Source organism: Acinetobacter sp. A22 (assembly GCF_030913345.1).
GTDB classification, from domain to species: domain Bacteria; phylum Pseudomonadota; class Gammaproteobacteria; order Pseudomonadales; family Moraxellaceae; genus Acinetobacter; species Acinetobacter junii.
Genome location: NZ_CP133162.1, coordinates 2,082,966 through 2,105,348 on the forward strand (window position 1 = coordinate 2,082,966; position 22,383 = coordinate 2,105,348).

26 protein-coding genes are annotated in these 22,383 nt (G+C 39.1%); 11 read left to right on the forward strand and 15 right to left on the reverse strand.

Going from position 1 to position 22,383, the window contains the following annotated elements; genetic code table 11:
• The first annotated feature begins 40 nt into the window (after positions 1–40).
• The 7 genes from Q9Q86_RS10170 to msrA all read left to right on the forward strand — a co-directional run bounded on the left by Q9Q86_RS10170 (position 41) and on the right by msrA (position 5,199).
• Positions 41–757, forward strand: a complete 717-nt coding sequence (locus Q9Q86_RS10170) for a DUF3108 domain-containing protein (RefSeq protein WP_004916473.1) — start codon at positions 41–43, stop codon at positions 755–757.
• Positions 758–845: 88 nt separating this feature from the next.
• Positions 846–1,421: a xanthine phosphoribosyltransferase gene (locus tag Q9Q86_RS10175; RefSeq protein WP_004916475.1), complete on the forward strand. Its 576-nt coding sequence runs from the start codon at positions 846–848 to the stop codon at positions 1,419–1,421.
• Positions 1,422–1,579: 158 nt separating this feature from the next.
• The gene (thyA, locus tag Q9Q86_RS10180; RefSeq protein ID WP_004916477.1) at positions 1,580–2,422 is read left to right on the forward strand and encodes a thymidylate synthase; all 843 of its coding nucleotides are present in this window, start codon (positions 1,580–1,582) and stop codon (positions 2,420–2,422) included.
• A 20-nt stretch (positions 2,423–2,442) separates the two neighbouring features.
• Entirely contained in the window at positions 2,443–2,952 is a 510-nt protein-coding gene (locus tag Q9Q86_RS10185; RefSeq protein ID WP_112986892.1) for a dihydrofolate reductase, read from the forward strand.
• 20 nt (positions 2,953–2,972) lie between these two features.
• Positions 2,973–4,028 carry a DUF4105 domain-containing protein gene (locus Q9Q86_RS10190; RefSeq protein ID WP_042890915.1) on the forward strand — a complete coding sequence of 352 codons (1,056 nt, stop codon included), beginning with the start codon at positions 2,973–2,975 and terminating at the stop codon, positions 4,026–4,028.
• Between the two features lie 138 nt (positions 4,029–4,166).
• Complete coding sequence (locus Q9Q86_RS10195) at positions 4,167–4,565, forward strand: META domain-containing protein (protein ID WP_227540282.1); 399 nt, start codon at positions 4,167–4,169, stop codon at positions 4,563–4,565.
• Between the two features lie 109 nt (positions 4,566–4,674).
• Positions 4,675–5,199 (forward strand): peptide-methionine (S)-S-oxide reductase MsrA, encoded by a 525-nt coding sequence (gene msrA / locus Q9Q86_RS10200; RefSeq protein WP_004916488.1) that lies wholly within the window; start codon positions 4,675–4,677, stop codon positions 5,197–5,199.
• A gap of 49 nt (positions 5,200–5,248) precedes the next feature.
• On the opposite strand, the gene Q9Q86_RS10205 is transcribed toward msrA, so the two are convergent.
• The 5 genes from Q9Q86_RS10205 to Q9Q86_RS10225 form a co-directional block, all read right to left on the reverse strand.
• On the reverse strand, positions 5,249–5,653 hold the full coding sequence (locus Q9Q86_RS10205) for a biopolymer transporter ExbD (RefSeq protein WP_004916491.1): 405 nt from the start codon (positions 5,651–5,653) through the stop codon (positions 5,249–5,251).
• A 1-nt stretch (position 5,654) separates the two neighbouring features.
• Complete coding sequence (locus tag Q9Q86_RS10210) at positions 5,655–6,275, reverse strand: MotA/TolQ/ExbB proton channel family protein (protein WP_004958871.1); 621 nt, start codon at positions 6,273–6,275, stop codon at positions 5,655–5,657.
• A 42-nt stretch (positions 6,276–6,317) separates the two neighbouring features.
• On the reverse strand, positions 6,318–7,076 hold the full coding sequence (locus Q9Q86_RS10215) for an energy transducer TonB (protein WP_112986890.1): 759 nt from the start codon (positions 7,074–7,076) through the stop codon (positions 6,318–6,320).
• 230 nt (positions 7,077–7,306) lie between these two features.
• Entirely contained in the window at positions 7,307–8,173 is an 867-nt protein-coding gene (gene purU, locus Q9Q86_RS10220; protein ID WP_004916496.1) for a formyltetrahydrofolate deformylase, read from the reverse strand.
• Positions 8,174–8,254: 81 nt separating this feature from the next.
• The gene (locus Q9Q86_RS10225) at positions 8,255–8,956 is read right to left on the reverse strand and encodes a TetR/AcrR family transcriptional regulator (RefSeq protein ID WP_004916498.1); all 702 of its coding nucleotides are present in this window, start codon (positions 8,954–8,956) and stop codon (positions 8,255–8,257) included.
• Between the two features lie 121 nt (positions 8,957–9,077).
• On the opposite strand from Q9Q86_RS10225, the gene Q9Q86_RS10230 reads away from it, so the two are divergent.
• From Q9Q86_RS10230 to Q9Q86_RS10245, 4 genes are all read left to right on the forward strand, one after another.
• The gene (locus tag Q9Q86_RS10230; RefSeq protein ID WP_005403636.1) at positions 9,078–10,532 is read left to right on the forward strand and encodes a coniferyl aldehyde dehydrogenase; all 1,455 of its coding nucleotides are present in this window, start codon (positions 9,078–9,080) and stop codon (positions 10,530–10,532) included.
• 168 nt (positions 10,533–10,700) lie between these two features.
• Positions 10,701–10,937 carry a 50S ribosomal protein L28 gene (rpmB, locus tag Q9Q86_RS10235; protein ID WP_004649871.1) on the forward strand — a complete coding sequence of 79 codons (237 nt, stop codon included), beginning with the start codon at positions 10,701–10,703 and terminating at the stop codon, positions 10,935–10,937.
• Positions 10,938–10,949: 12 nt separating this feature from the next.
• The gene (gene rpmG, locus Q9Q86_RS10240; RefSeq protein ID WP_003654787.1) at positions 10,950–11,105 is read left to right on the forward strand and encodes a 50S ribosomal protein L33; all 156 of its coding nucleotides are present in this window, start codon (positions 10,950–10,952) and stop codon (positions 11,103–11,105) included.
• Positions 11,106–11,368: 263 nt separating this feature from the next.
• Positions 11,369–13,084, forward strand: coding sequence for a cation:proton antiporter (locus Q9Q86_RS10245; RefSeq protein WP_004916503.1), 1,716 nt, complete (start codon positions 11,369–11,371; stop codon positions 13,082–13,084).
• A gap of 47 nt (positions 13,085–13,131) precedes the next feature.
• On the opposite strand, the gene Q9Q86_RS10250 is transcribed toward Q9Q86_RS10245, so the two are convergent.
• The 10 genes from Q9Q86_RS10250 to Q9Q86_RS10295 all read right to left on the reverse strand — a co-directional run bounded on the left by Q9Q86_RS10250 (position 13,132) and on the right by Q9Q86_RS10295 (position 22,348).
• The gene (locus Q9Q86_RS10250; RefSeq protein WP_004916505.1) at positions 13,132–13,410 is read right to left on the reverse strand and encodes a hypothetical protein; all 279 of its coding nucleotides are present in this window, start codon (positions 13,408–13,410) and stop codon (positions 13,132–13,134) included.
• 116 nt (positions 13,411–13,526) lie between these two features.
• On the reverse strand, positions 13,527–14,030 hold the full coding sequence (locus Q9Q86_RS10255; protein ID WP_004916508.1) for a DUF6586 family protein: 504 nt from the start codon (positions 14,028–14,030) through the stop codon (positions 13,527–13,529).
• Positions 14,031–14,099: 69 nt separating this feature from the next.
• Entirely contained in the window at positions 14,100–14,459 is a 360-nt protein-coding gene (locus Q9Q86_RS10260; RefSeq protein WP_112986889.1) for an ASCH domain-containing protein, read from the reverse strand.
• A 6-nt stretch (positions 14,460–14,465) separates the two neighbouring features.
• Entirely contained in the window at positions 14,466–14,711 is a 246-nt protein-coding gene (locus tag Q9Q86_RS10265; RefSeq protein WP_004916519.1) for an RNA-binding protein, read from the reverse strand.
• 58 nt (positions 14,712–14,769) lie between these two features.
• Positions 14,770–16,749 carry an ATP-dependent helicase gene (locus tag Q9Q86_RS10270; protein WP_112986888.1) on the reverse strand — a complete coding sequence of 660 codons (1,980 nt, stop codon included), beginning with the start codon at positions 16,747–16,749 and terminating at the stop codon, positions 14,770–14,772.
• Between the two features lie 123 nt (positions 16,750–16,872).
• Positions 16,873–17,445 carry an HdeD family acid-resistance protein gene (locus Q9Q86_RS10275; protein WP_004659074.1) on the reverse strand — a complete coding sequence of 191 codons (573 nt, stop codon included), beginning with the start codon at positions 17,443–17,445 and terminating at the stop codon, positions 16,873–16,875.
• 168 nt (positions 17,446–17,613) lie between these two features.
• Positions 17,614–18,372 carry a hypothetical protein gene (locus Q9Q86_RS10280; RefSeq protein ID WP_004659076.1) on the reverse strand — a complete coding sequence of 253 codons (759 nt, stop codon included), beginning with the start codon at positions 18,370–18,372 and terminating at the stop codon, positions 17,614–17,616.
• A gap of 7 nt (positions 18,373–18,379) precedes the next feature.
• Positions 18,380–19,225, reverse strand: a complete 846-nt coding sequence (locus tag Q9Q86_RS10285) for an NYN domain-containing protein (protein ID WP_112986887.1) — start codon at positions 19,223–19,225, stop codon at positions 18,380–18,382.
• A complete protein-coding gene (topA, locus tag Q9Q86_RS10290) occupies positions 19,226–21,865 on the reverse strand; it encodes a type I DNA topoisomerase (protein ID WP_004958844.1) in 2,640 nt (879 codons plus the stop codon).
• A gap of 33 nt (positions 21,866–21,898) precedes the next feature.
• Positions 21,899–22,348: a hypothetical protein gene (locus tag Q9Q86_RS10295; RefSeq protein WP_004958841.1), complete on the reverse strand. Its 450-nt coding sequence runs from the start codon at positions 22,346–22,348 to the stop codon at positions 21,899–21,901.
• Positions 22,349–22,383: the final 35 nt, after the last annotated feature.

Consider the following 22,383-nt stretch of genomic DNA (forward strand, 5'->3'; position numbering starts at 1 on the left):
GGATGATCCCATCAAATGCTCATCCAAAGGACACAATGCTATGACAAACAAATTTACTAAGTTTTTGAGTATTGCAACGGTAACTTCTGCAACACTTGCTTGTGCAAGCTTCTTTAGCCATGCCTATGCAATGGCGCCATTCCAAGCGAGCTATCAATTTAGTTATAACAATAAGAATTTGGGTTCAGCAACACGTACATTATCTCAGCAAGGCAACAACTGGACATATAAATTTGTTGCTAAAGCGGGTGGTATTGCTTCTGCATCTGAAACAAGTCAATTTGCTTTCTCAGATAACAAAATCACTTCACAAAAGTTCAGTCGTACCAGTAAAATTTTAGTGCACAACAACACGATGAATATTAACTTCAATCCAAGTGCTAAAGTGATTAACACCCAAAAAGATGACAAGAAACGTTCTTTTGCTTGGCAAGCTGGTGTTTTGGACGAGTTAAATGCTGAGTTACAAGTTCGTGAAGATTTAAAAAACGGCAATACCTTGCAACCACGTTATTATATTTCGGATGCGAAAGGTGTCGATGAGCGACGTTTTATTAAACAAGGCACTGAAAGTATTAAAACCAGTTATGGAACATTTAATACGATCAAAGTCGTGTTACAACACAGCAAACCTGAACGCAATACCGTATTTTGGTTAGCTCCCAAATTAGATTATCTTCCTGTAAAAGTGACACATAATGATGGTAAGTCATCCTATGGACTATTATTGACTGGCTATTCGGGTAAAACCAATTAACCATCTGGTCAATTTTAGCTTGCAATTTTTTGGATGCTTTTTAAAATATGCCTTTGCTTGAAAAAGCATCCGTTTAGAGGATTCTCCCGTGTACGCTTTAGAACAGAAAATCTTAAATGAAGGTATCGTTCTATCTGATCAAGTATTGAAAGTTGACGCTTTCTTAAATCACCAAATCGATCCTGTGTTAATGCAACAGATTGGTAAAGAGTTTGCTGCGCGTTTTAAAGATGCAGGCATTACTAAGATTATTACCATTGAAGCATCTGGGATTGCACCTGCGATTATGGCAGGTTTAGAGCTTGGTGTTCCTGTGATTTTTGCTCGTAAATACCAGTCATTGACTTTAAAAGATGATCTTTATCGTTCTAAAGTGTTCTCATTCACTAAGCAGACTGAAAGCACAATTGCTATTTCAAACAAGCATCTTAATTCAACTGATAAAGCGTTGGTTATTGATGACTTCTTGGCAAATGGTCAAGCTGCATTAGGTTTAATCGATCTTATTCATCAAGCAAATGCTGAAGTTGTAGGCGTGGGTATTGTGATTGAAAAATCATTCCAACCAGGTCGAGATGTATTACTTGAAAAAGGTTATCGCGTGGAATCTTTAGCACGTGTTAAATCCCTTGCTGATGGCAAAGTAACCTTTGTCACTGAATAAAGATGACTAGAAACAAAGAGCGCTTATAGAGCGCTCTTTGTATTTTTAAAGAATAGAAATATTATAAGCAGGAATAATCAAGTATCATTCCCTATCAAAGATGTTGAGCAGATTAAGCTGTTTAACATGTAAGTTCACAAACGATTTTAGAGAGCGTTATGCGTACATATTTAGACCTTTTACAACATATCCTAGACAATGGCGGTGACAAGGGTGACCGTACAGGTACAGGTACACGTTCAGTATTTGGTCATCAAATGCGTTTTGATCTTTCTAAAGGTTTTCCATTACTAACCACTAAGAAAGTTCACTTTCGTTCAATTGTAATTGAGCTTCTTTGGTTCCTCAAAGGTGATACTAACGTTCAATATCTCAAAGACAATAAAGTCACTATTTGGGATGAATGGGCAACTGCTGAGCAAACCGCTCGCTTCGGTCGACCTGAAGGTGAGCTTGGTCCTGTATATGGGCACCAGTGGCGTAACTTTGGTGCTAGCCAAAATGAAGATGGTAGTTACCAACAAAATGGTTTTGACCAAATTAAATGGCTCGTCAATGAAATCAAAACCAATCCGAATTCACGTCGCTTAATCGTTTCGGGCTGGAATCCAAATGAAGCAGGTAAGGTTGCTTTACCACCTTGTCATACCCTGTTTCAATTTTTTGTGCATGATAACAAACTCTCTTGCCAACTTTATCAACGTAGTGCAGATGTATTTTTAGGTGTGCCATTTAATATTGCTAGCTATGCCCTACTCACCCATATGATTGCACAAGTCTGTGGTTTAGATGTTGGGGACTTTGTTTGGACTGGTGGTGATACACACTTATATGCAAACCACTTTGAGCAAGCCAAATTACAACTTACTCGTGAACCGTTACCGTTATGTCAGTTAAAGCTCAATCCTGATGTCAAAGATATTTTCGACTTTAAGTTTGAAGACATCGAAATCGTAGGATACGAATCACATCCAGCAATTAAAGCACCTGTAGCAGTTTAACGATAAGTGAGATCAAGAAAATGGCATGGCAAGGTATCGAAGTTGTTCACGTTGTCGCAATGGATAAGAACAACTGTATCGGCAAAGGCAATGCATTGCCTTGGCATATCTCTGCCGATCTAAAACATTTCAAAGCGATTACTCAAGGTGGCGTTGTCATCATGGGTCGTAAAACTTTAGAGTCTATGGGTCGCGCGCTACCTAATCGTGTGAATTGGGTGATTACTCGTGATCCATTATGGCAATTTGAAGGTGTAAAGGTCGCTTATAGCATTGAAGATGCCTTGAATGAAGCACTTACAGACGTACAACATTCTGAAAAAGCGTCTTTATTTATTATTGGTGGTGGAGAGATTTTCACTCAAACCCTCAACATCGCTGATCGTCTAGAATTGACTCATGTTGATTTAGATGTACAAGGTGATGCACATTACCCGAAAATCTCTGAGGATTTCCAAAAAGTAAACTCAGAACATCATCAAGATGAAAAATCGCTGGTTAAGTTTGAGTTTGCGACCTATCAAAAATAAATAATGGATCGCACAGGACTATGCAGAATATTGGATCACGTGAGTTTTTTCTCGCTTTAGGAATAGGTCTGCTCCATAGTCTTTTCACCTTATTTGTGGTCCTGTCTAGCGTGTGGTTATGTCTTGCACTTTGGATCCAACAGCCTCTTGGTTCAGTCTTCAGTCGTATTGTGATTGTGGTCTGGACCATTTTTGCTTTAAGTCTAATTGGTGTATACGTTAGTGGTCATCTTTTCAGCCGTCGCACAGATATCATTATTTACTGCCTTGCATTTGCTTGTTCATTGATCTGGTATTTTTCCATTCAAGCGAAACAAGACCGCGAATGGGATCCTGAAGTTGCACAGCAGCTTTACTATGAAAAACAAGGTGATCTTGTCCATTTGCATAATATTCGGAACTTTAGCTGGCATACAGATGGAAGCTATGAAATACACTGGGAAGATCGCAAAATAGATTTAAATAAAATCACAGGTGTTAATGTCATTACTTCCTACTGGATGGGTCCACAGATTGCACACACCCTAGTAAGTTTTGATTTTTCAGATCAAAAACCTCTGGTTTTCTCAATTGAAATCCGAAAAGAAAAAGGCGAAGAATTCTCTGCTGTGGGAGGTTTTTTTCGAAAATATGAACTTAGCCTAGTTGCATCAGATGAAAAAGATATTGTGTATACACGCAGTAACGTTCGTCATGAGCAAGTGTATTTATTTCCAATCAAAATGCCCGCAGATCAACGTAAGGCATTATTTATAGAGTATTTACATAAGGCAGATGAATTACGAGCAGAAGCAAAATGGTACAATACTTTAACCAGTAACTGTACTACGCTGGTATTTGATATGGCTCAAGCAATTAATCCCCAACAATTACCTAAAGATTATCGATTGCTTGCCTCTGGATACTTACCTAATTACTTATATGATCTCGAAGTGCTCAACCAAAATTACAGCTTAAAAGATTGGTATCGTTTAACACATATTAATCCTCGTGCTGAGCAATTTGATCAACAAATGGATCAAAGTAGTGAAAATTTCTCAAAAATAATCCGTTTAGGTATTCCAACAGCAGATTAGATTACATACCGACACGAAATCCACAGCCATTCTTCATTTTTTTAATTCGCAATTAAAATAAAATATTCACATGAATAAGGAAATAAAATTATATTAAAACCATTTCTCATCAGCCTAGGTTTAGCAACTACAGCCATCGTGAGCGCATGCGCAACGACAACATCATTAAACTCAACTCAAACGCTTGATCATAGCACTTGGGTTGCAACACAAATTCAAAGCACACAACTTGCTTTAAGTAATAACCCTCGTAGCCCACATATTCAATTTGAAAGTTCAACTCAAAGCTTTAGTGGATCAGATGGTTGCAACCGAATTCGCGGTTCATTCAAAGCTGAAAATAATCAATTAAAACTGGGACCTGTCATGTCAACCAAAATGGCTTGTATAGGCGATAATGCAGCTGTTTCACGCCAATATTTAGATGCTTTATCACAAACACAACGTTACAGTTTGAAAGCGAATACTTTGCAACTACTCGATCAATCTGGAAAGGTTCTGATTCAATTTAACTCATCAGCGCACATACACCATTAAATCTAATTCACCCCATAAAAAGTACAGACTTAACTGACTCTTAGGGCTTTACTTTTTTTTGGGTTCGTTTACTTTAGTAGCATTCTTAAAATAAAAATTGGGGAGTTACATGCAACAAGCTTTATTTGGCGGTGGTTGTTTTTGGTGTGTAGAAGCTGTTTTTCTACAACTTAAAGGTGTTGAAAAAGTCGTGAGTGGCTACGCCGGTGGTCATATTGCAAACCCAAGTTATGAACAAGTATGCCAAGGTGATACTCAACATGCTGAAGTCGTGCAAATTGACTTTGATGAACAGCAAATCAGTTATAGTGATTTATTAAATGTATTTTTTGCCACACATGATCCAACAACATTAAATCGTCAAGGGAATGATATTGGTACGCAATATCGCTCTGTCATCTATTATTTTAATGATGATCAAAAAGCACAAGCGCAGCAAATGATTGAAAACCTAATCAGTGAGGGTTTAAATATTGTTACAGAGCTAAGCCCCGTGCCAACGTTCTACCCAGCTGAAGATTATCATCAAAATTTTTATGCGCGCAATCCTTCACAAGGTTACTGCAATTTTAGCATTCCCCCAAAGCTCTCTAAACTACGCTGTAAGTTTACTGAGCTTCTTAAAACAGAATAGACATAAAAAAAGCAACTCGATGAGTTGCTTTTTTAAATCCTAAATCATTTTAATTTTCACTGACAAAGGCAATATCACTCAAACCTGCTTCACTAGCACGCGACATCACCTGAGCAACCGTATCATATTTCGACTCTTTATCTGCACGCAGTTGAACCGTAGGTTTTTGTTCAGCCTGCCCCGCTTCTTGGAAGCGCTTTTCTAGCTCTTCTAAACTTATTATCTGAGCATCCCAAGCAACTTCGCCATTTTGATTAATGCTAATGGTGATGGCTTTCGGCGGTGGATCAATAATTTCAGCCGTGGTTTTTGGCAAGCTTAATGGAATTGATGGGTTAGCAACCGTTGCTGTGACTAAGAAAATAATCATCAATACCAACATAATGTCGATCAGAGGAATGAGATTCATCTCATTCATACCACTGTCGTGGTCTTCACCCAATTGGAAACCCATTTTAAGCTTGACCTCCAACTAAACTTTGTTGAGTCGCTTTAGCTTCGGTTTTCGTCGTGCTTTCTTGTTGCAACATCGTATCGATCAATAAACTATGTGCCTGATCTTGTAAGTCATGTGCTAAACCACGATTGAAACGTACACAGATGTTATAAGCAAGTACCGCAGGAATTGCAACTGCAAGACCAAGACCCGTCATAATCAATGCCTCACCCACTGGTGTTGCTACTTGAGCTAAACCTGCTTGACCGCTCTTACCGACAGCAACAAGCGCGTGGAAGATTCCCCAGACTGTACCAAACAAACCAACGAATGGTGCGATCGAAGCAATGGTACCCAATACAGATACGCCCTTTTCCGCTTGAGACTTTTCAGCAGAAATTTGACGCAACAATGCTTGCTCAGCAACCGCTTTACGTTGTTCAAACGTCAATGGTTGTAGTTTAGATTTGAGCGACGTCAAAGCTTGAGCAAGTTGAGCATAAGCCTGTTGTTTTAATTGGCGAGTTCCCATTAAACGTAGAATAAAAATCGTCCACGTTGCAATCGACATTGCTAAAAGGATGAAATACAGAGTTTTACTTACTGCATCTGCATGTTGCCAATAAACTGAAAAGTTCATATACGAACTCCTGATTTAATCTGTCACAAGGACTCAAATTGATTAAGGATTAAACTCAAACGGTTGCTCTGTTTTAATCGGGTAAGCAACGCCATTTTCCATATACGGTTTAAATTTAGCATTTCGCACTGCACGTAATGCTTTTTCATCTAAATTCGGTAAGCCACTACTACGGGTAATACGTGCCGTAGTCACTCGACCTTTCTCATCAGCTTCAATATACACCGTAATCAAACGAGTCTGATTTTCTAAATCTCTCGGGGTAAATGAAACTTTTGGCGAACGACTCCATTGAATACCAGCACCTCCAATTGAAACACGCTTTGGTGATGGGTCAGCCGCAGGTTGTGGCTTCACAACTTCTTGAACAGGTTGAGGCTTTTCAACCACTTTTTCTGTTACGACAGTACTGACAACTTTCGTTTCAATCTTAGGTTCGACTTTCGGTTCTGTTTTCTGAATCACTTGTTTTGGTGTTTCAGTTTTGACTTGCTGAACTTTTTCAACTTTTTTAGGCGGTGGAGGTAAAGGTTTATCAACAACCTTGACTTCTTTAAACTCTTTTTTAGGTTCAGGTTTTGGTTGTTCTTTCGGTTTAGGTAATTCAGGCTGTGTGACTTCTTTAATTTTAACAAACTTTACTTTTAAAGGCTCTTTTTCGATTGGTCGCAGTTCAATCGTTTTCATGTGACTCACCGCCCACAAAACGCCAGCGTGTCCAATCGCAACTGCAACAAGAGCAGCGATGACTTTCTTTTTCATCGAATAAGGTGCGTTGAATGTAGCAGGAGATTGACTCATAAGAATCTAAGTACCTAATAGATGATGATACTTTCGAAAAAGCGATTTCAATCATCGGATAGAACAATAAAAGTGCCGTAATAATAAATGAGAAGTGTTTTCATTTGCAACTATTTTTTTGTGAATCTGCCGATTAGCTCACGACAAGCCAACAAAATCAATGTTATAACATTACAATAAATACATAAAAAAAAGCACGCGTTTATGCATGCTTTATTTTTTTAATTTATTTATTGAAAAACAACGGTTTTGTTGCCATCAACAATAATACGGTCTTCTAAATGCCATTTGACCGCTCGTGCCAACACGTTACGTTCAACGTCTTCACCAAGCTCACGTAATTGTTCGACGTTATAATCATGGCTTACACGTTCAACGTCCTGTTCAATGATTGGTCCCTGATCAAGATCAGCTGTTACATAATGCGCAGTTGCTCCAATCAGTTTCACTCCTTTCTCATATGCTTGTTTATATGGGTTTGCGCCCACGAAAGCAGGTAAGAATGAATGATGAATATTGATAATCTTCATTTCCCATTGAGCAACAAAATCTTCGCTTAAGATCTGCATATAACGGGCTAAGATTAATAAATCGTTGCCCTGCATCATGTCATTGATCTGTGCATAAGCTTCAACTTTATTGTCTTTATTCACTGGCACAACGTGAAATGGGATACCAAAGTTTTCAACAGCATCACGCAAATCAGGATGGTTTGAAATGACTTGAGTAATTTCACATGGCAATGATCCACGTGCATGACGCCATAAAAGCTCTAATAAAGCATGATCAACTTTTGAAACCAAAATACCAACTTTCTTCAATTCATTTACAAAAGTCAGTTTCCACTGCATTTCATAACGCTCAGCAACGTTAGCAGCAAAGGTTTGCATCAAGGCTTCTTTACGAGATTGCAAATGATCAAGTTCAAATTCAACACGCATAAAATAACGTCCGCCCTGAGCTTCTGTCGCGTATTGATCAAGTGCGGTAATGTTTGCTCCCTGATGATACAAAAAGCTCGATACAGCTTGCACGATTCCCGGCTTGTCTTCACAAGTAATCAGTAAACGTGCTGTATTGGCAGTGGTCGTGTTCATGTGGTTAATATCACTTATTCAAATCAAATTAAAATCAAGCCGAGCATTCTAGCTCTTTTTTGCGTCTGACTAAATACCTGATCACGACTCATCGTCATTTTTAAGGTTGGATAAACTTGCAAACAAATCGGATGGACCAAGTGACCGGAGCAACTGTTCATAAGTTTGACGACTTTCACCCATTAAATATGGTCCTTCTAAAAACACCATCTGTCTCAATGCTTGCCAAACCCACTTTTCTTCTAAGTGTGTGTTATCACTGATATGCCCAGACATGTACAAGAAGTTAGTCCAGTTGGTAAGAACGATCCACAAGTTAATAATCAATGCCTCAATTTCAGAATCGGTCATCTTCATCAGACCAGCATCCACAAAGGCACGATAAATCTTTTGACCTTGTTGCATCACTTGCCCTGCAAATCGCGGGTAGATTTTTCTAAAGTCTTCGTTATTTTCTACAAGATGATAAACATCACGATGAATAAAGCGATAAGCCCAAAGTTGGTTGCTCAACACCTGAAAATAACTAATTTTATCGTTTGCATTGAGTGGACGATCAACGGGTAAGGCTAACATTTCCAATGTCTCAGCCTGATATTGCTGAGCCAACTCTTTGATAATTTCTTGTTTATTACGAAAGTGATAATACAAGTTGCCAGGGCTAATCCCCAGCTCAGCCGCAATATGATTGGTTGTAACCGAACGCTCTCCACGCTCATTAAACAACTGCAAACTGATTTGCAAAATTCTATCTTTAGTTTTGTTCGGTTTAGCGTGCGACATCGTTTTTAACCATCTATAACATTATCAATAGGTTATAAAGCAAACTCATAAAGCGACTTGACACTTTAGAGTATTTACTCTAAAAATTAAAAAATAATAAGCTTTATTTTGGTCCACTCCTATGAACAGTCAAACAAAAACAACCGCTATGACACCTCATGTTGATGTAAAACGGCTACATGATTTGCTTGATCAGCAAAAAGCAGCTTACCAACGCCATCCTGTACCAAGTGCCAAAGAACGTATTGAACGTTTGGCTCGACTTAAAAATATCTTGGTAAAATATCAAGATCAATTTGCTAACGCAATTAATCAAGATTATGGCAATCGTGCGGTAATGGAAACCAAAATTGGTGAAGTTCTTACATGTTTGGAACACATCAAATATTACAGCAAGAATTTAACAGAATGGATGAAACCATCTAAGCGTCATATCAGCATGTTACACCAACCAGCAAAAGGTTGGGTAGAATATCAACCATTGGGCGTGATCGGCGTTATTGCGCCATGGAACTATCCATTATTGCTTTCAGTTGGTCCTTTGATTTGTGCATTGGCAGCGGGTAACCATGCCATGATCAAAATCTCAAGTGCATCATCAAACTTTGGTTATGTTCTTGAAAATGCTTTAGCAGAGGCATTTCCACAAGAGTTGGTTGCTGTTGTAAATGGTGGCGGTGTTATTTCTGATGCTTTCAGCCATCTACCATTTGATAAAATGATTTTCACAGGTTCTACGTCTGTTGGTAAAACAGTGATGGCGGCTGCAGCTGAAAATCTAGTTCCTGTGATATTGGAACTTGGCGGTAAATCACCGGCTCTTGTTCATTCAGCAATGAACATTCGTGATGTAGCTCAACGTATCGCTGTTGGTAAACTTTGGAATGCGGGTCAAACTTGTGTTGCTCCAGACTATATATTCTTACCTAAGGGCAAGACTGAAGACTTTACAAAGCACTATAACGACTTTGTAAATACAATGTACCCAAACCTTCGTGATAATAAAGATTACACCTCTATTATCAATGACAAGCAGTACAATCGTCTGCAAAGCTACTTAGAAGATGCACGTGACCAAGGCGCAACAATTGTTGAGTTGAATACGAAAAATGAATCTTTAACTGACGTTCGCAAGATTGCTCCAACATTGGTTACTGGTGTAACAACTGAAATGCAAATCATGAAGAATGAAATCTTCGGTCCAATCTTACCTGTTCTAGAATATGAACATATTGAAGATGCGATTCAGTTCATCAATAACCATCCACGTCCATTGGCATTCTATTATTTTGATATTGATAGTGCTCGTGCTGAATACGTAGCAAGTCGCACGCACTCTGGGCATTTTGGTATTAACCAAACACTGACCCACGTTGCACAGGATGATCTTCCATTTGGTGGCGTTGGTGCATCAGGTATGGGCAAATATCATGGTAAAGAAGGTTTCTTTAGCTTCTCTCATGAACGTTCAGTCATGTCGAATCCTGTAAGCCCTAAACTTTATAGCTTGAAGTTCATCCTTCCACCGTATAATAAAGCGATGCATAAAGTGCTTTTAAAAACACTATTCCGCTAAGCTGATCAAGGCATGATCTATCACACTAGATCATGCCCTGTTTTTACCAAATTCGCTTGTCTTTTAATCGTATTTTTGGTATAAAACGCCCCTTGAATGATTTCATCCGTTTACTTGAATGGCTAGTTGCACGAAACGGTGCTGTATAAACTAGCAATGGAGTTCACCATGTCTAAGGTTTGCCAAGTTACCGGCAAGCGTCCTATCGTTGGTAACAACGTATCGCACGCAAACAACAAAACCAAACGCCGGTTCGAGCCGAACCTGCACCACCACCGTTTTTGGTTAGAAAGCGAAAAGCGTTTTGTACGTCTTCGTTTAACCACTAAAGGTATGCGTATTATTGATAAATTGGGTATCGAGAAAGTTGTTGCTGATCTCCGTGCTCAAGGTCAAAAGATCTAAGGAGTCTGAACAATGCGTGATAAGATTCGCCTCGTTTCTACAGCTGGTACAGGTTATTTCTATACCACTACTAAAAACAAACGTACTATGCCGGAAAAAATGGAAATCAAAAAATTTGATCCAAAAATCCGTCAACACGTAATTTTCAAAGAAGCTAAAATTAAATAATTTTAGTTCTTTAAAAAAAAACGACTTCTCATGAAGTCGTTTTTTTTACTTTAAATTTCCTATCTTTTAAGATTTCTTTCTCTCACTGTATAAATGCGCTAGGCTTTAGAAAATGTTACAGCAATTTACATGATTTTTTTTGATAAATAAAAAAATTATCATCAACAAATTCGATTTTAATTGCTAAAATTTTAAGCTACTTGCTTTGGCATTTTTTATGCTTATTTTATTTTGACCTTAACCGCAACGATTAAGGAGCTTCGATGCCACATGATGTTGATTTAATCATATTACTTGCTGTTGGCTTTGGTATGGCTCTTATTTTTGGCTATATCGCAGCACGTTTACGCCTACCTCCTTTGATCGGTTATTTAATTGCGGGCATTATCATTAGCCCAAATACACCAGGTATCGTCGGTGACATTCATCTAGCCAACCAACTTGCAGAGCTAGGTGTGATGTTTTTGATGTTTGGTGTAGGAATGCACTTCTCCCTTAACGATCTATTACAAGTCCGTCGTATTGCTTTACCTGGGGCTATTCTTCAAATCGCTGTCGCTACCCTCTTAGGTATGGGAGTTTCAATGCTCTGGGGCTGGGGTTTTGGCTCAGCACTCATTTTTGGTTTAAGTCTTTCCTGTGCCAGTACGGTTGTATTATTAAAAGCCCTAGGGGATCGTGGTTTACTTGATTCTGTTAATGGAAAAATTGCTGTCGGTTGGCTATTGGTTGAAGACCTTGTCATGGTCTTGGCTTTAGTATTGTTACCTGCAACTGCGGTTTTACTGGGCGGGCATGCATTACCCAACACAGATCCATCTCAAAGTATTTGGGTCACGATTGGTATTACTTTACTAAAAGTCACAGGCTTTATTGCATTTATGTTGATCATCGGCAAACGACTTGTTCCGATGATCATGCAGTTTGTCGCTCGTTTGGGTTCTCGTGAGTTATTTACGCTTACTGTAGTTGCTGCTGCAGTTTCAATTGCATATGGCTCTTATGCTGTATTTGGCGTTTCTATGGCACTCGGTGCGTTCTTTGCGGGAATGGTGGTTAAAGAGTCTGACTTTAGCCATCGTGCTGAAGAAGAAACCCTTCCGCTACGTGAAATCTTTTCGATTCTATTTTTTGTTTCCGTTGGAATGCTCTTTGATCCAAGAATATTGGTCGAAGAACCACTCCATATCTTAGCTGTCGTCGCAATCATCATGGTCGGTAAAACATTAGCTGCCATGGCATTGGTTTTATTCTTCCGTTATCCAATCAATACTGCATTGACTGTCGGTGCAAGTTTGGCACAAATCGGAGAATTCTCTTTCATTTTAGCGACGCTAGGTTTAGCTCTAGGATTACTTACACCTGAGGCGCAAAACCTAATTCTTGCAGGTGCATTATTTTCAATTACACTTAATTCTTTTGTGTTTTCTGCAATTGAACCTGCACAACGCTGGATTCGTGAGCGCTCACATTTAGCCCGTCTACTAGAGCGTAGTGGTGACCCATTAGCAATGTTACCTGACGAAGTTGATCAGTCCTATCTTCGTGATCAGGTGGTAATCATTGGCTATGGTGGTGTTGGACGTCGTATCAGTGAAAATCTGATTGAGCAGAACATCAAAGTCGTTATTGCTGAAGAAAATCGTGAGATTGTTGAGAAGTTACGTGCTAGTGGTATTGCAGCCGTGAGTGGTGAAGCCACTGAACCAAATGTATTGATCCAAGCACATATTCAACATGCACGTTTATTGGTGATTTCACCCATGGATATCCTCGACATCCATCGAATTGTCGATATTTCAAAACAGCTAAATCCAGAGATACAGGTATTAATCTGTGCCGAGAGTAAGGAAGAAGCCGCTGTTATCCGTGAGGAAAATATTGGTGAGGTATTCTACGCAAAAGAAGAAATGGCAAAGAATATGAGCCATCATATTTTGAATCAGATCGAGCTTGCGCATCAACCGAATGCTCATTGATTGTTTGGTCATATAAAAAAGCGTACTCAAGGTACGCTTTTTTATTATTAGCTTAAATGTTTAGGTTTTTCATCAACGACTTCGGCTTGCCACTGATTCATTTGTTTCTCTAATAAACCAAATAGAGCTGCTTGAATCATATGTTGTGCGACGAGAGGTGTTTGATCACCTAAGATCGCTTTTACTTCTTCACTGAACTGAATTTTTACAAGAGGTTCATTTTCTGAACCCGCATTACGTAAAGCAAGCTCACCACCTTCAAGTTGAACCAATTCAAGAATCGCTTCCTGACTACCAAATAATTCTTTTAACTGTTGCATAGACATCTATTTTCTCCATGATTCAACATGGTGGCAAAGCACCCTTGCACTTTACAATCTCACGTCTTACTTATATAGGTACGGCTTGATTAGATTTCAAGTCAGTAACGATCTTGCTGGAGTTAGAATTCAACCATTTCATTACGAAAACCATCGATCAAATGACTCAATTCACGATGCCATTCTCGGAGAATCTTTGAATCTGGCAACCACGCTTGAGGACTTTGAGTGACTTTAATAATCAGGTTTGAAGATGTTTCACTTTCTGGCTCAGGAGAAGTTGGTTCAGGCGCGTATTGGCACATGCGATAAGCACGTTTTAACTCAGCAATGAACCCATCTTTGGCCAATTGCTGCAATACTGCAACCTCTGGAGAAACTTGACCTTTATCAGCCATGTGTTCTTCAATTGATTTAAATGTTGGTTGCATATCATTGAGACGATAATAGCGAACCAACTCTTGAAGAAAAGCCAAAATTGCACCATGCAAATGAAAAACTGCTGCTTCGCGATGTGCCTGTGCTTGTTGGATATTGTCAGTTTGCTCTGCTTGTTGACATGCGAGACGAGCAAAATAGAGTTTTTGATTGGTACGATCGGCATGATAGCGAGCAACACGAGACATAATAAATCCCTATCTTCATTTAAAACGAAAACTGATTGTAAAGCGTATTGGAGATGAAAAAAATAGCACTTATAGATTCAATTCAAGACGATAAAGTTTTCGTTTCGCAATTGCTTCAATTGGTTGCTTTAAAGGACGTACATTTGAAATAACCCAAGCGAAATATTCATCCGCCCAATCAGTTGCACAAGCTGCATCAATTTCTTGAGCCAACCAAGGATGTACTGACTCGATATCGATCAAAGCCACTACTTTGCCCATCTCTTCATCGCCATCATTATTCAAAAAGTGCGTATTCTCAACAATCACTAAATCTTTAAGCGGTAATTTCTCAGGTCGCCACGAGCGAACCTCTAAGGTCTTTATGCCTTGTACAATTCGCTCAGCATTTGGAGCAACAGTCGATAAGACTTGATATTGCTTTGTCATTAAGGATTAAGCTTTATCTTCAGCTATTTTTACACGAATCCCAAGACCTTTGAGTTTTAATGTATTTAGCCCTTTTACGGCTTTAATCGCTTCGCGTGGATTTGGCATTTCAACAAAACCAAAACCTTTGGATTTACCAGTCTCAGCATCTTTGACTACAACACAAGAATCGACTTTGCCATAAGCTTTGAATAAGTCGAGGATTTCTGCGTCTGTCACCAAACGATCTAAATTGCGAACTAAAATTTTCATGTTAAAACCTAGAGATGATTCACCATGAAGTGAATCAAAAGAAATGAATCACTCTAGTTTAATCGAAATCTATGCCAAAACCTAAATTGATTGTGCTTGAGCGAGCACGATTCGTTTGCCCATATGCACGAGGAATGTCACGATGAATTTGAATGTCCACTAAATGTTGAGGTAAATCATTTAGAAAGTAGCTTTCTATTTTTCTACCCAATTCATCATACTGATCTTGTGACCATAAATTTAAATTTTGTTTGGTTAAAATCAACTCATTTTCTGCACGCGTCAATGCGACATACAAAACACGCCTCTCCTCTTCGACATCATCAAAATCCCCCTGCGCCCGTGCATGTGGATATTGATTTGGAGATACATGTGGAACATAACAAACCTTTTGTTCAGCTCCTTTTGCAGAGTGAATCGTAATCAAAGTCACTAAGTCTTGATCGGGTGTCTTATCAATTTCTGATATCGAAATTGGGTCAAGTACATATTCTTCTAAAAATTCACCAAGTGAATGATGCTTACGTGCTAATTGTTTCACCAAATCAAAATCTTTGACTCTGCGTGACCAATCTTTGGTTTTGTAGTTATTTTCTAATTGCTCATTTAAAGCATCCAAAGCTAAGCCGATACAAGCTTCTACATGCTGCTGTAATACATCTAATTGCATCAAGATCAAAATCGCTTTTTGTGGCACTTTGCCATGTCGTTCTAATCGCTGACAACGTGCTTCGATATCAGGCAACTGAATGAGCTCTTGCGCTAATTTACTTGCCCCAACATCACCTACACCATCCCAAAGCGTCAAAAAGCGCATCCAAGCTAAATCATCCTGTGGATTGACACTGACGCGAAGCAAACTTAAAACATCTTTGACATGAGCGGATTCAAGCAACTTTACGCCACCGATAAATCGATAAGGAATATTCGCCGCAATCAAAGCCCCTTCCAAATACCGCCCGCTAAAACCTGAACGTAATAGAATCATATGCTCTGCCCAAGCAGCACCCTGCGAATGCCGTTGATTTAGATCTTGAACAATCCAATTGGCTTCTTCAAACTCATTACTCAGGATATGCAATTGTGGTTTTAAACCCTTTCCTCGATAGGCTTGTAAATGCTTGTCATAATCAATTTGGCTTTGCTCAAGTAACCAATTGGATAAATCTAAAATACCTTGGGTCGAACGATAATTCATTTCTAAAGTCAACACTTCAGCATCTGGTACACGCTCTTTAAAGTGATGAATATTTTCAAAATCTGCACCACGAAAACCATAAATAGATTGAGCATCATCACCAACACAGAATAATTTCACCTTACCTACCAAAGGCTGCAATAAAGCCCATTGCAGTGGATTAGTATCCTGCATTTCATCGACTAACAATGCTGAACAGAAACCCGTCACCCACTTCACCAACTCAGGTGAGTTTTGTAAATGCACCGCCACAATCGAAAGAATGTCGTCATAATCGAGGAAATTACGCTCTTGCTTGCGCTGCTCATAGGCTTTCATCAACTCGGCGATTTGCGACTTATACTCTACAGCTTGCGGTAATTGCTCGAATAAAGCATCAGATAATTTGGTTTTCGTGTTCCGTGCATAAGAATATAAATCACATAATTCAGCAGCTTTTGGCAACACATTACCTTTATCCTTACCACGCAATAAGCGGAACATCAGCAATTGATCATCTCGATCAATGATACTGAATTGTGTCAAACCAAAAGCGCGTGGATTACGGCGCAAAAGATACATACAAAAGGTATGAAATGTTGAGGCACGTAAACCTTTGGATTGTGCCCCCATATGTTGTTCAACTCGCGTAACAATCTCACTGGCAGCTCGCCGAGTAAACGTTAAAATTTGGATCTGCTGTGCAGGTAAACCTTGATCAATTAAATATGCTGCTCTAGCTACAATCGTTTTGGTTTTTCCACAACCCGCCCCTGCTAAAACTAAACAGTTATGCGCAATCGTAGTGGCTGCTTGTTTTTGTTGAGGGTTGAGTTCATCAATTAGCTTGGCGAGCGTCATAAAATTGGTCAATCAGAAATGAAGTGCTATTTTAGCAGACTAAAACTGCATCGCGGTTTTCTACTACCAAAACAAAAAGAGCATGTATCAACATGCTCTCAATATTTCAATAATTGTCGAATGTTAAATCACAGTTGAACTGTGTGGGAGCTGTTTGATTGCACTTGCAAAAGTTAAATAATTAATCCCTTGAAAAAGGATATCAATCGCGAGAAACATACCAAGTACCCAAAATGGTGAATCAGGTGACGATAGAATGAGAATACCTGTTAAAAGTGTTAATACACCAGAAAACAACACCCATCCCCAACCTGAGATCGGTCTTAAAATAAAGGCATTAACACTACGTATAATTCCAGCAATAATCAATGCGATTGCCAATAAATTGGTCAAAACCACTGCTGTAATCACGGGCGTAGTAAAAGCGAAATAACCAGCTGCAATATACAAAACGCCGAATAATGCCCACAACCACCGTGTCCCACCCTGAAAGACCATAAATGCAGCGATAAAATGTAAAATACCGCCGAGCATCATAAGGACACCAAAAAGAAGGACCGCTGATAATGTTGCAAAAGGCAGTGCAGCTAAAAGAACTAAACCAAAAATAACCAATAAGACACCTAATAACAGATACCATTTACGATCAGCGTGTAGCTGATTGCGAATCAGATCGTTACCCACCGTTTTCATCATTATTTACTCTTTTATCATCAATGTTATAGCTCTATTTTGAGCGTGTTCCATACACGATATTGTATAAAGCATGTTGAGAAATAATGACCGAATGTCAGGAAATCACGCTTTTTATTACATTGATCTTTTTATTTGATTGGTATGGATAAGTCAGAACTTATCCACAGATTATTGAACCCATCCTATCTCTTTTGCTGTGAGCAGACTAATAACTGTTTGTTCTAAATCATCAGGCATTTTACTTTTTTGCTCTGATAAAGGGATTCTCCCCCCCATAATTTCGGCTTCAGTTTGAGGATATAGGGGTCTTTTCTCGTATTGAGCATAGCCAATTGGAAAAAGTGGTTCGCCATTGGCTAAATTATATTTATCCGTAGCACCAAAACCATGAAGCAACTCATGTACGAGCACAACATTATTCTGTCTTTCTTGCTTATGAGCTGCGAATAAATTGACTGAACCAATACGACCTCGCTCAAGCGCAGTAGAGTGTTTTAACTCTTTTGTATTTTTTGGATCATAATAATTCAAATACAAAGTTAAACTTGGAGAACCATCTATTGATTCATGTTGTTTCCAAGCATAGAAACGAAACTTTAAACTCCACAATATATTATTGATAACACTTAGTTGTTCAGGTGTCTTAGGTGGTATTTGTTGTAATTCACGTCCTATCTGAACCATAAAATAACTGCTTTTCCCACGATATTGTTGACTATTTTTTTCTAAATACTGTTTGACCTCATAGAAATCATCTAGCTGTAATTCTTGGATATATTTTTGAGTAGAGGGTAAGCCATCAGCATTGATGGGATGTAGCAGAATATTGATCGGTTGGTTCCAGTCTTGGTTTTGATCACGATACGCATTAATTGCTACAATCAATAAAACAACTAAAAGACATGCAACCCTAATATTTTTCCACATTGAAGCTCTATTTCTGTTCGCCTGTTGTCGTGCCATTTTTTTTCTTCTTTTTTAAATACATTTGACTATCTTCTATCTTAGTTTCAAATAAATTTAACATTTTTATTAAACCAGATAATTTTGCACGACCATAATTTCTAGAGTCAAAATCAGGTTTAACTGCTGTAATATATTGTCCAACTATTGATAAATTAGCCCATCCATTATCTTCTGTATTATCTTTCACAGCTTTATAAATTAAATTTAGTGTTGCTCTATCAATAACAGAAGTATCTCGCTTATCATCAGAGTTGATTGTTGTCTCACTAAGAACAGTCTCATCTTTTTGAACAGCATTTTGTTTATTATTTTGTTTAACAGTTAGATCATTAGGTTCGAAATTAGGTTCAATATTACTAACAACTCGTTCTTGCTCTTCAATTAAATTTTCTACATAAATAAATTTATCGCAGGCGCGAATAAATGCTTCAGGTGTTTTACTACGTCCAAAACCATAAACAATTAAACCACTTTCTCGAATTTTTGAAGCTAATGGAGTAAAATCACTATCACTGGATACAATGCAAAAACCATCTAGTGCACCACTATAAAGTAAATCCATCGCATCAATAATTAGAATCATATCAGTAGCATCTTTACCTTTTGTATAAGCAAATTGCTGTACTGGCGTTATAGCGTGAGGTAATAACACATCACGCCATTTTTTCAAAGTGTCACTACTCCAATCACCGTATACTCGTTTTACGCTAGCAATACCATATTTAGCAATTTCTTCTAAAATGGATTCAACTGAATTGACCGAAGAGTTATCAGCATCAATCAATACCGCAAGCTTCTTCGGTTTTAACTCCATTTAAGCTTCAACCCATTTTCCATTCTGGAATACTAGACTCCACTTGGTTTGTTTACCTTCCGCAGTTTCTGAACCAACATACTGCTCTTGATTCTTACGGCTAAATTTAACAACTGTCGGATTACCTTCAGGATCAGTATCAGGAGCTTGCAGCAAGAATTGATATTTTGGATCAAGTTGTTCAGCTACGCTACGTAATTCAGATACTTTTGGTGCACGCGTTTCACGAATTTTCGGGAATTTACTTGCAGCCAAGAATAAACCAGCAGCGCCATCACGCAAGACAAAGAAGTCATCATGCTTCGTTGAACGTAGATGCTCCATTTTGATTGGGTCTACGCGTGGTGGAGCAGGTTGACCACTCTTGAGTACCTTACGAGTATTGTCACAGCTAGTACATGCGAAATATGGACCAAAACGACCCGTTTTAAGCTGCATCTCACCATCACATTTATCGCATGGGATAGTCGGGCCATCATAACCCTTGATCTTGAATTCGCCTTCTTCGACTTCATAACCATCGCAATCAGGGTTGTTACCACAAACATGTAATTTGCGACCACCATCCACGACATAGCTGTCCATCGCAGTACCACATTTTGGACAACGGTGTTTTGACATCAAATCAGCAGTTTCAGCACCATCATCATCTGATAACGCAGCTAAAGATTCGACTGGCGTAAGGTTTAAAGTACCTTTACAGCGTTCTTTCGGTGGCAGGTTGTAACCTGAACAACCCAAGAATACCCCTGTCGTCCCTGTACGAATTTGCATTGGACGAGAACATTCAGGACAAGCAACATCAGCTACTTCAATAGGCTGATTGCGACGCATACCGTCTTCGCCTTGAGCATTGGTCAGGCGCTTTTTGAAGTCACCGTAGAATGTATCTAATAGCTCTTTCCAGTTACGCTCACCTGTCGCGACTTTATCCAGCTGACCTTCCAAATCTGCAGTAAAGGCATAGTTCATCAAATTATTAAAACTTTCATCGAGACGATCCGTCACGATTTCGCCCATTTTCTCAGCAAAGAGACGGCGATTTTCAAGTTTCACATAACCACGTTCTTGAATGGTTGAAATGATCGCTGCATAAGTAGAAGGTCGACCAATGCCTTTCTTCTCTAATTCTTTAACTAAAGATGCTTCAGTAAAACGTGCAGGTGGTTTAGTAAAGTGTTGACTCGGATCAAGTTTTTCTAATTTGAGTACTTCACCTACTTTTACAGCAGGTAACAATACATCATCATCAGATTTATTCGCACCGCGAACTTTGGTAAAACCATCAAAAACAAGGGTACGACCTTTGGCCTTTAATTCAACATTTGCAGCTTCAACAGTTAAGGTTGAAGACAAATATTCAGCAGGTGTCATTTGGCAAGCCACAAATTGACGCCAAATCAAATCATACAAACGTTGTGCATCACGTTCTACACCAGCAAGTTTATCGCCAGTGAGTGCTACATCGGAAGGACGAATTGCCTCATGGGCTTCTTGTGCCCCTGCTTTATTGCCATAACGATTTGGTTGTGCAGGCAAATACTTGTCACCAAAGTTTTGCTGGATATGGTTACGAACCATATTCACGGCATCATCGCTCAAGAAAGTTGAGTCAGTACGCATATACGTAATAAAACCACCTTCATACAATCGTTGCGCTAACATCATGGTTTTCTTAACAGAGAAACCTAAACGCGTACTTGCTGCTTGCTGTAAAGTTGAAGTGATATAAGGTGCGCTTGGATTTACCTTTGTCGGTTTATCTTCACGCAACGCAACTTTATATTCAGCATCTTTCAAAACACTTAATAGTGCATCTGTTTCAGCTTTATTCTTGAGCTTAAGTGTCTTGCCAGCTTGTTTAACAGCTTCTAGACGAATGTCTTCTTTTTTAGACATCGTATCAGCAAACACTTGCCAATATTCTTCTGGAACAAAGGCACGAATTTCACGTTCACGTTCAACCACAAGTTTTACAGCAACAGACTGAACACGACCAGCAGATAAGCCACGGGCAATCTTTTCCCAAAGCAAAGGCGATACCATAAAGCCAACTACACGGTCGAGGAAACGACGTGCTTGCTGAGCGTTCACTCGATTTAAATCAAGACGAGTAGGCTGTTTAAAAGCTTCTTGGATCGCATTTTTAGTGATTTCGTTAAATACCACACGATGATAGCGACTATCGTCACCACCGATCACTTCTCTTAAATGCCATGCAATTGCTTCTCCTTCTCTATCCAAGTCCGTTGCGAGATAGATTGCATCAGCATCTTTGGCGAGTTTTTTCAGTTCAGCAACAACATGCTCTTTGCCTGGCAAAACTTCATAGTGTGCGACCCAATCATGCTCGGGATCAACGCCCATACGATTAATAAGTGCAGACTGAGCTTTTTCAGCTTTTTGTTCTTCAGTTAATTTAGTACGGGTTGCAGGCTTCTTTTCAGTTGTTTTTGCTCCCCCGCCTGTTGGTAAATCACGTACGTGACCAACAGATGACTTCACAATAAATTGTGAACCTAAATATTTGTTAATGGTTTTCGCTTTTGCAGGCGACTCCACAATCACTAAGGCACGTTTAGTTGCAGCAGAGTTAGAAGCTGCTGTGCTTTTGGAAGCAGAGCGTGGAGTATTCGCCATAATGAATCGTTTTTCCTATGATCAATCAATAAATTAGCGTTGTGCTAGTTCGTGTAAATAAACTTTTATATCTTCAAGCTGAGTGGCTCTGAGATCAGTTTCCTCATCCCAATACAGTCCCACACAGTTTGCCTGCATATCAATAGCATAAACTCCTTTTAATGCAATGGGTAAGTCATTAAATTTCTGATCACCCTGCACAACCTGAAGCTTGCCATCAACAACTCTTGCACGCATAAGTGCTAAGCGAGCATCCGGAATAAGTACACTATAATAAGCAACCATACTGGCGCGTTTTTCAGATGCCATTGGAATTTTCGTCCACTCAGGCGCAACGATGAGTCGTGGGTGTAATCCCATTTTGCGAGCTTGATCGCGCATTAAACCGAGTGCTTTTTCTCTTGGACTAACACGTAAACCAAAAATAGAGCCAAGTACAAATAGTACAATGGCAACAGTTATCCAAATTCCAACATTGCTCATTAAAGATGCCCAAAACTTCCTTTTATTAGCGTTAC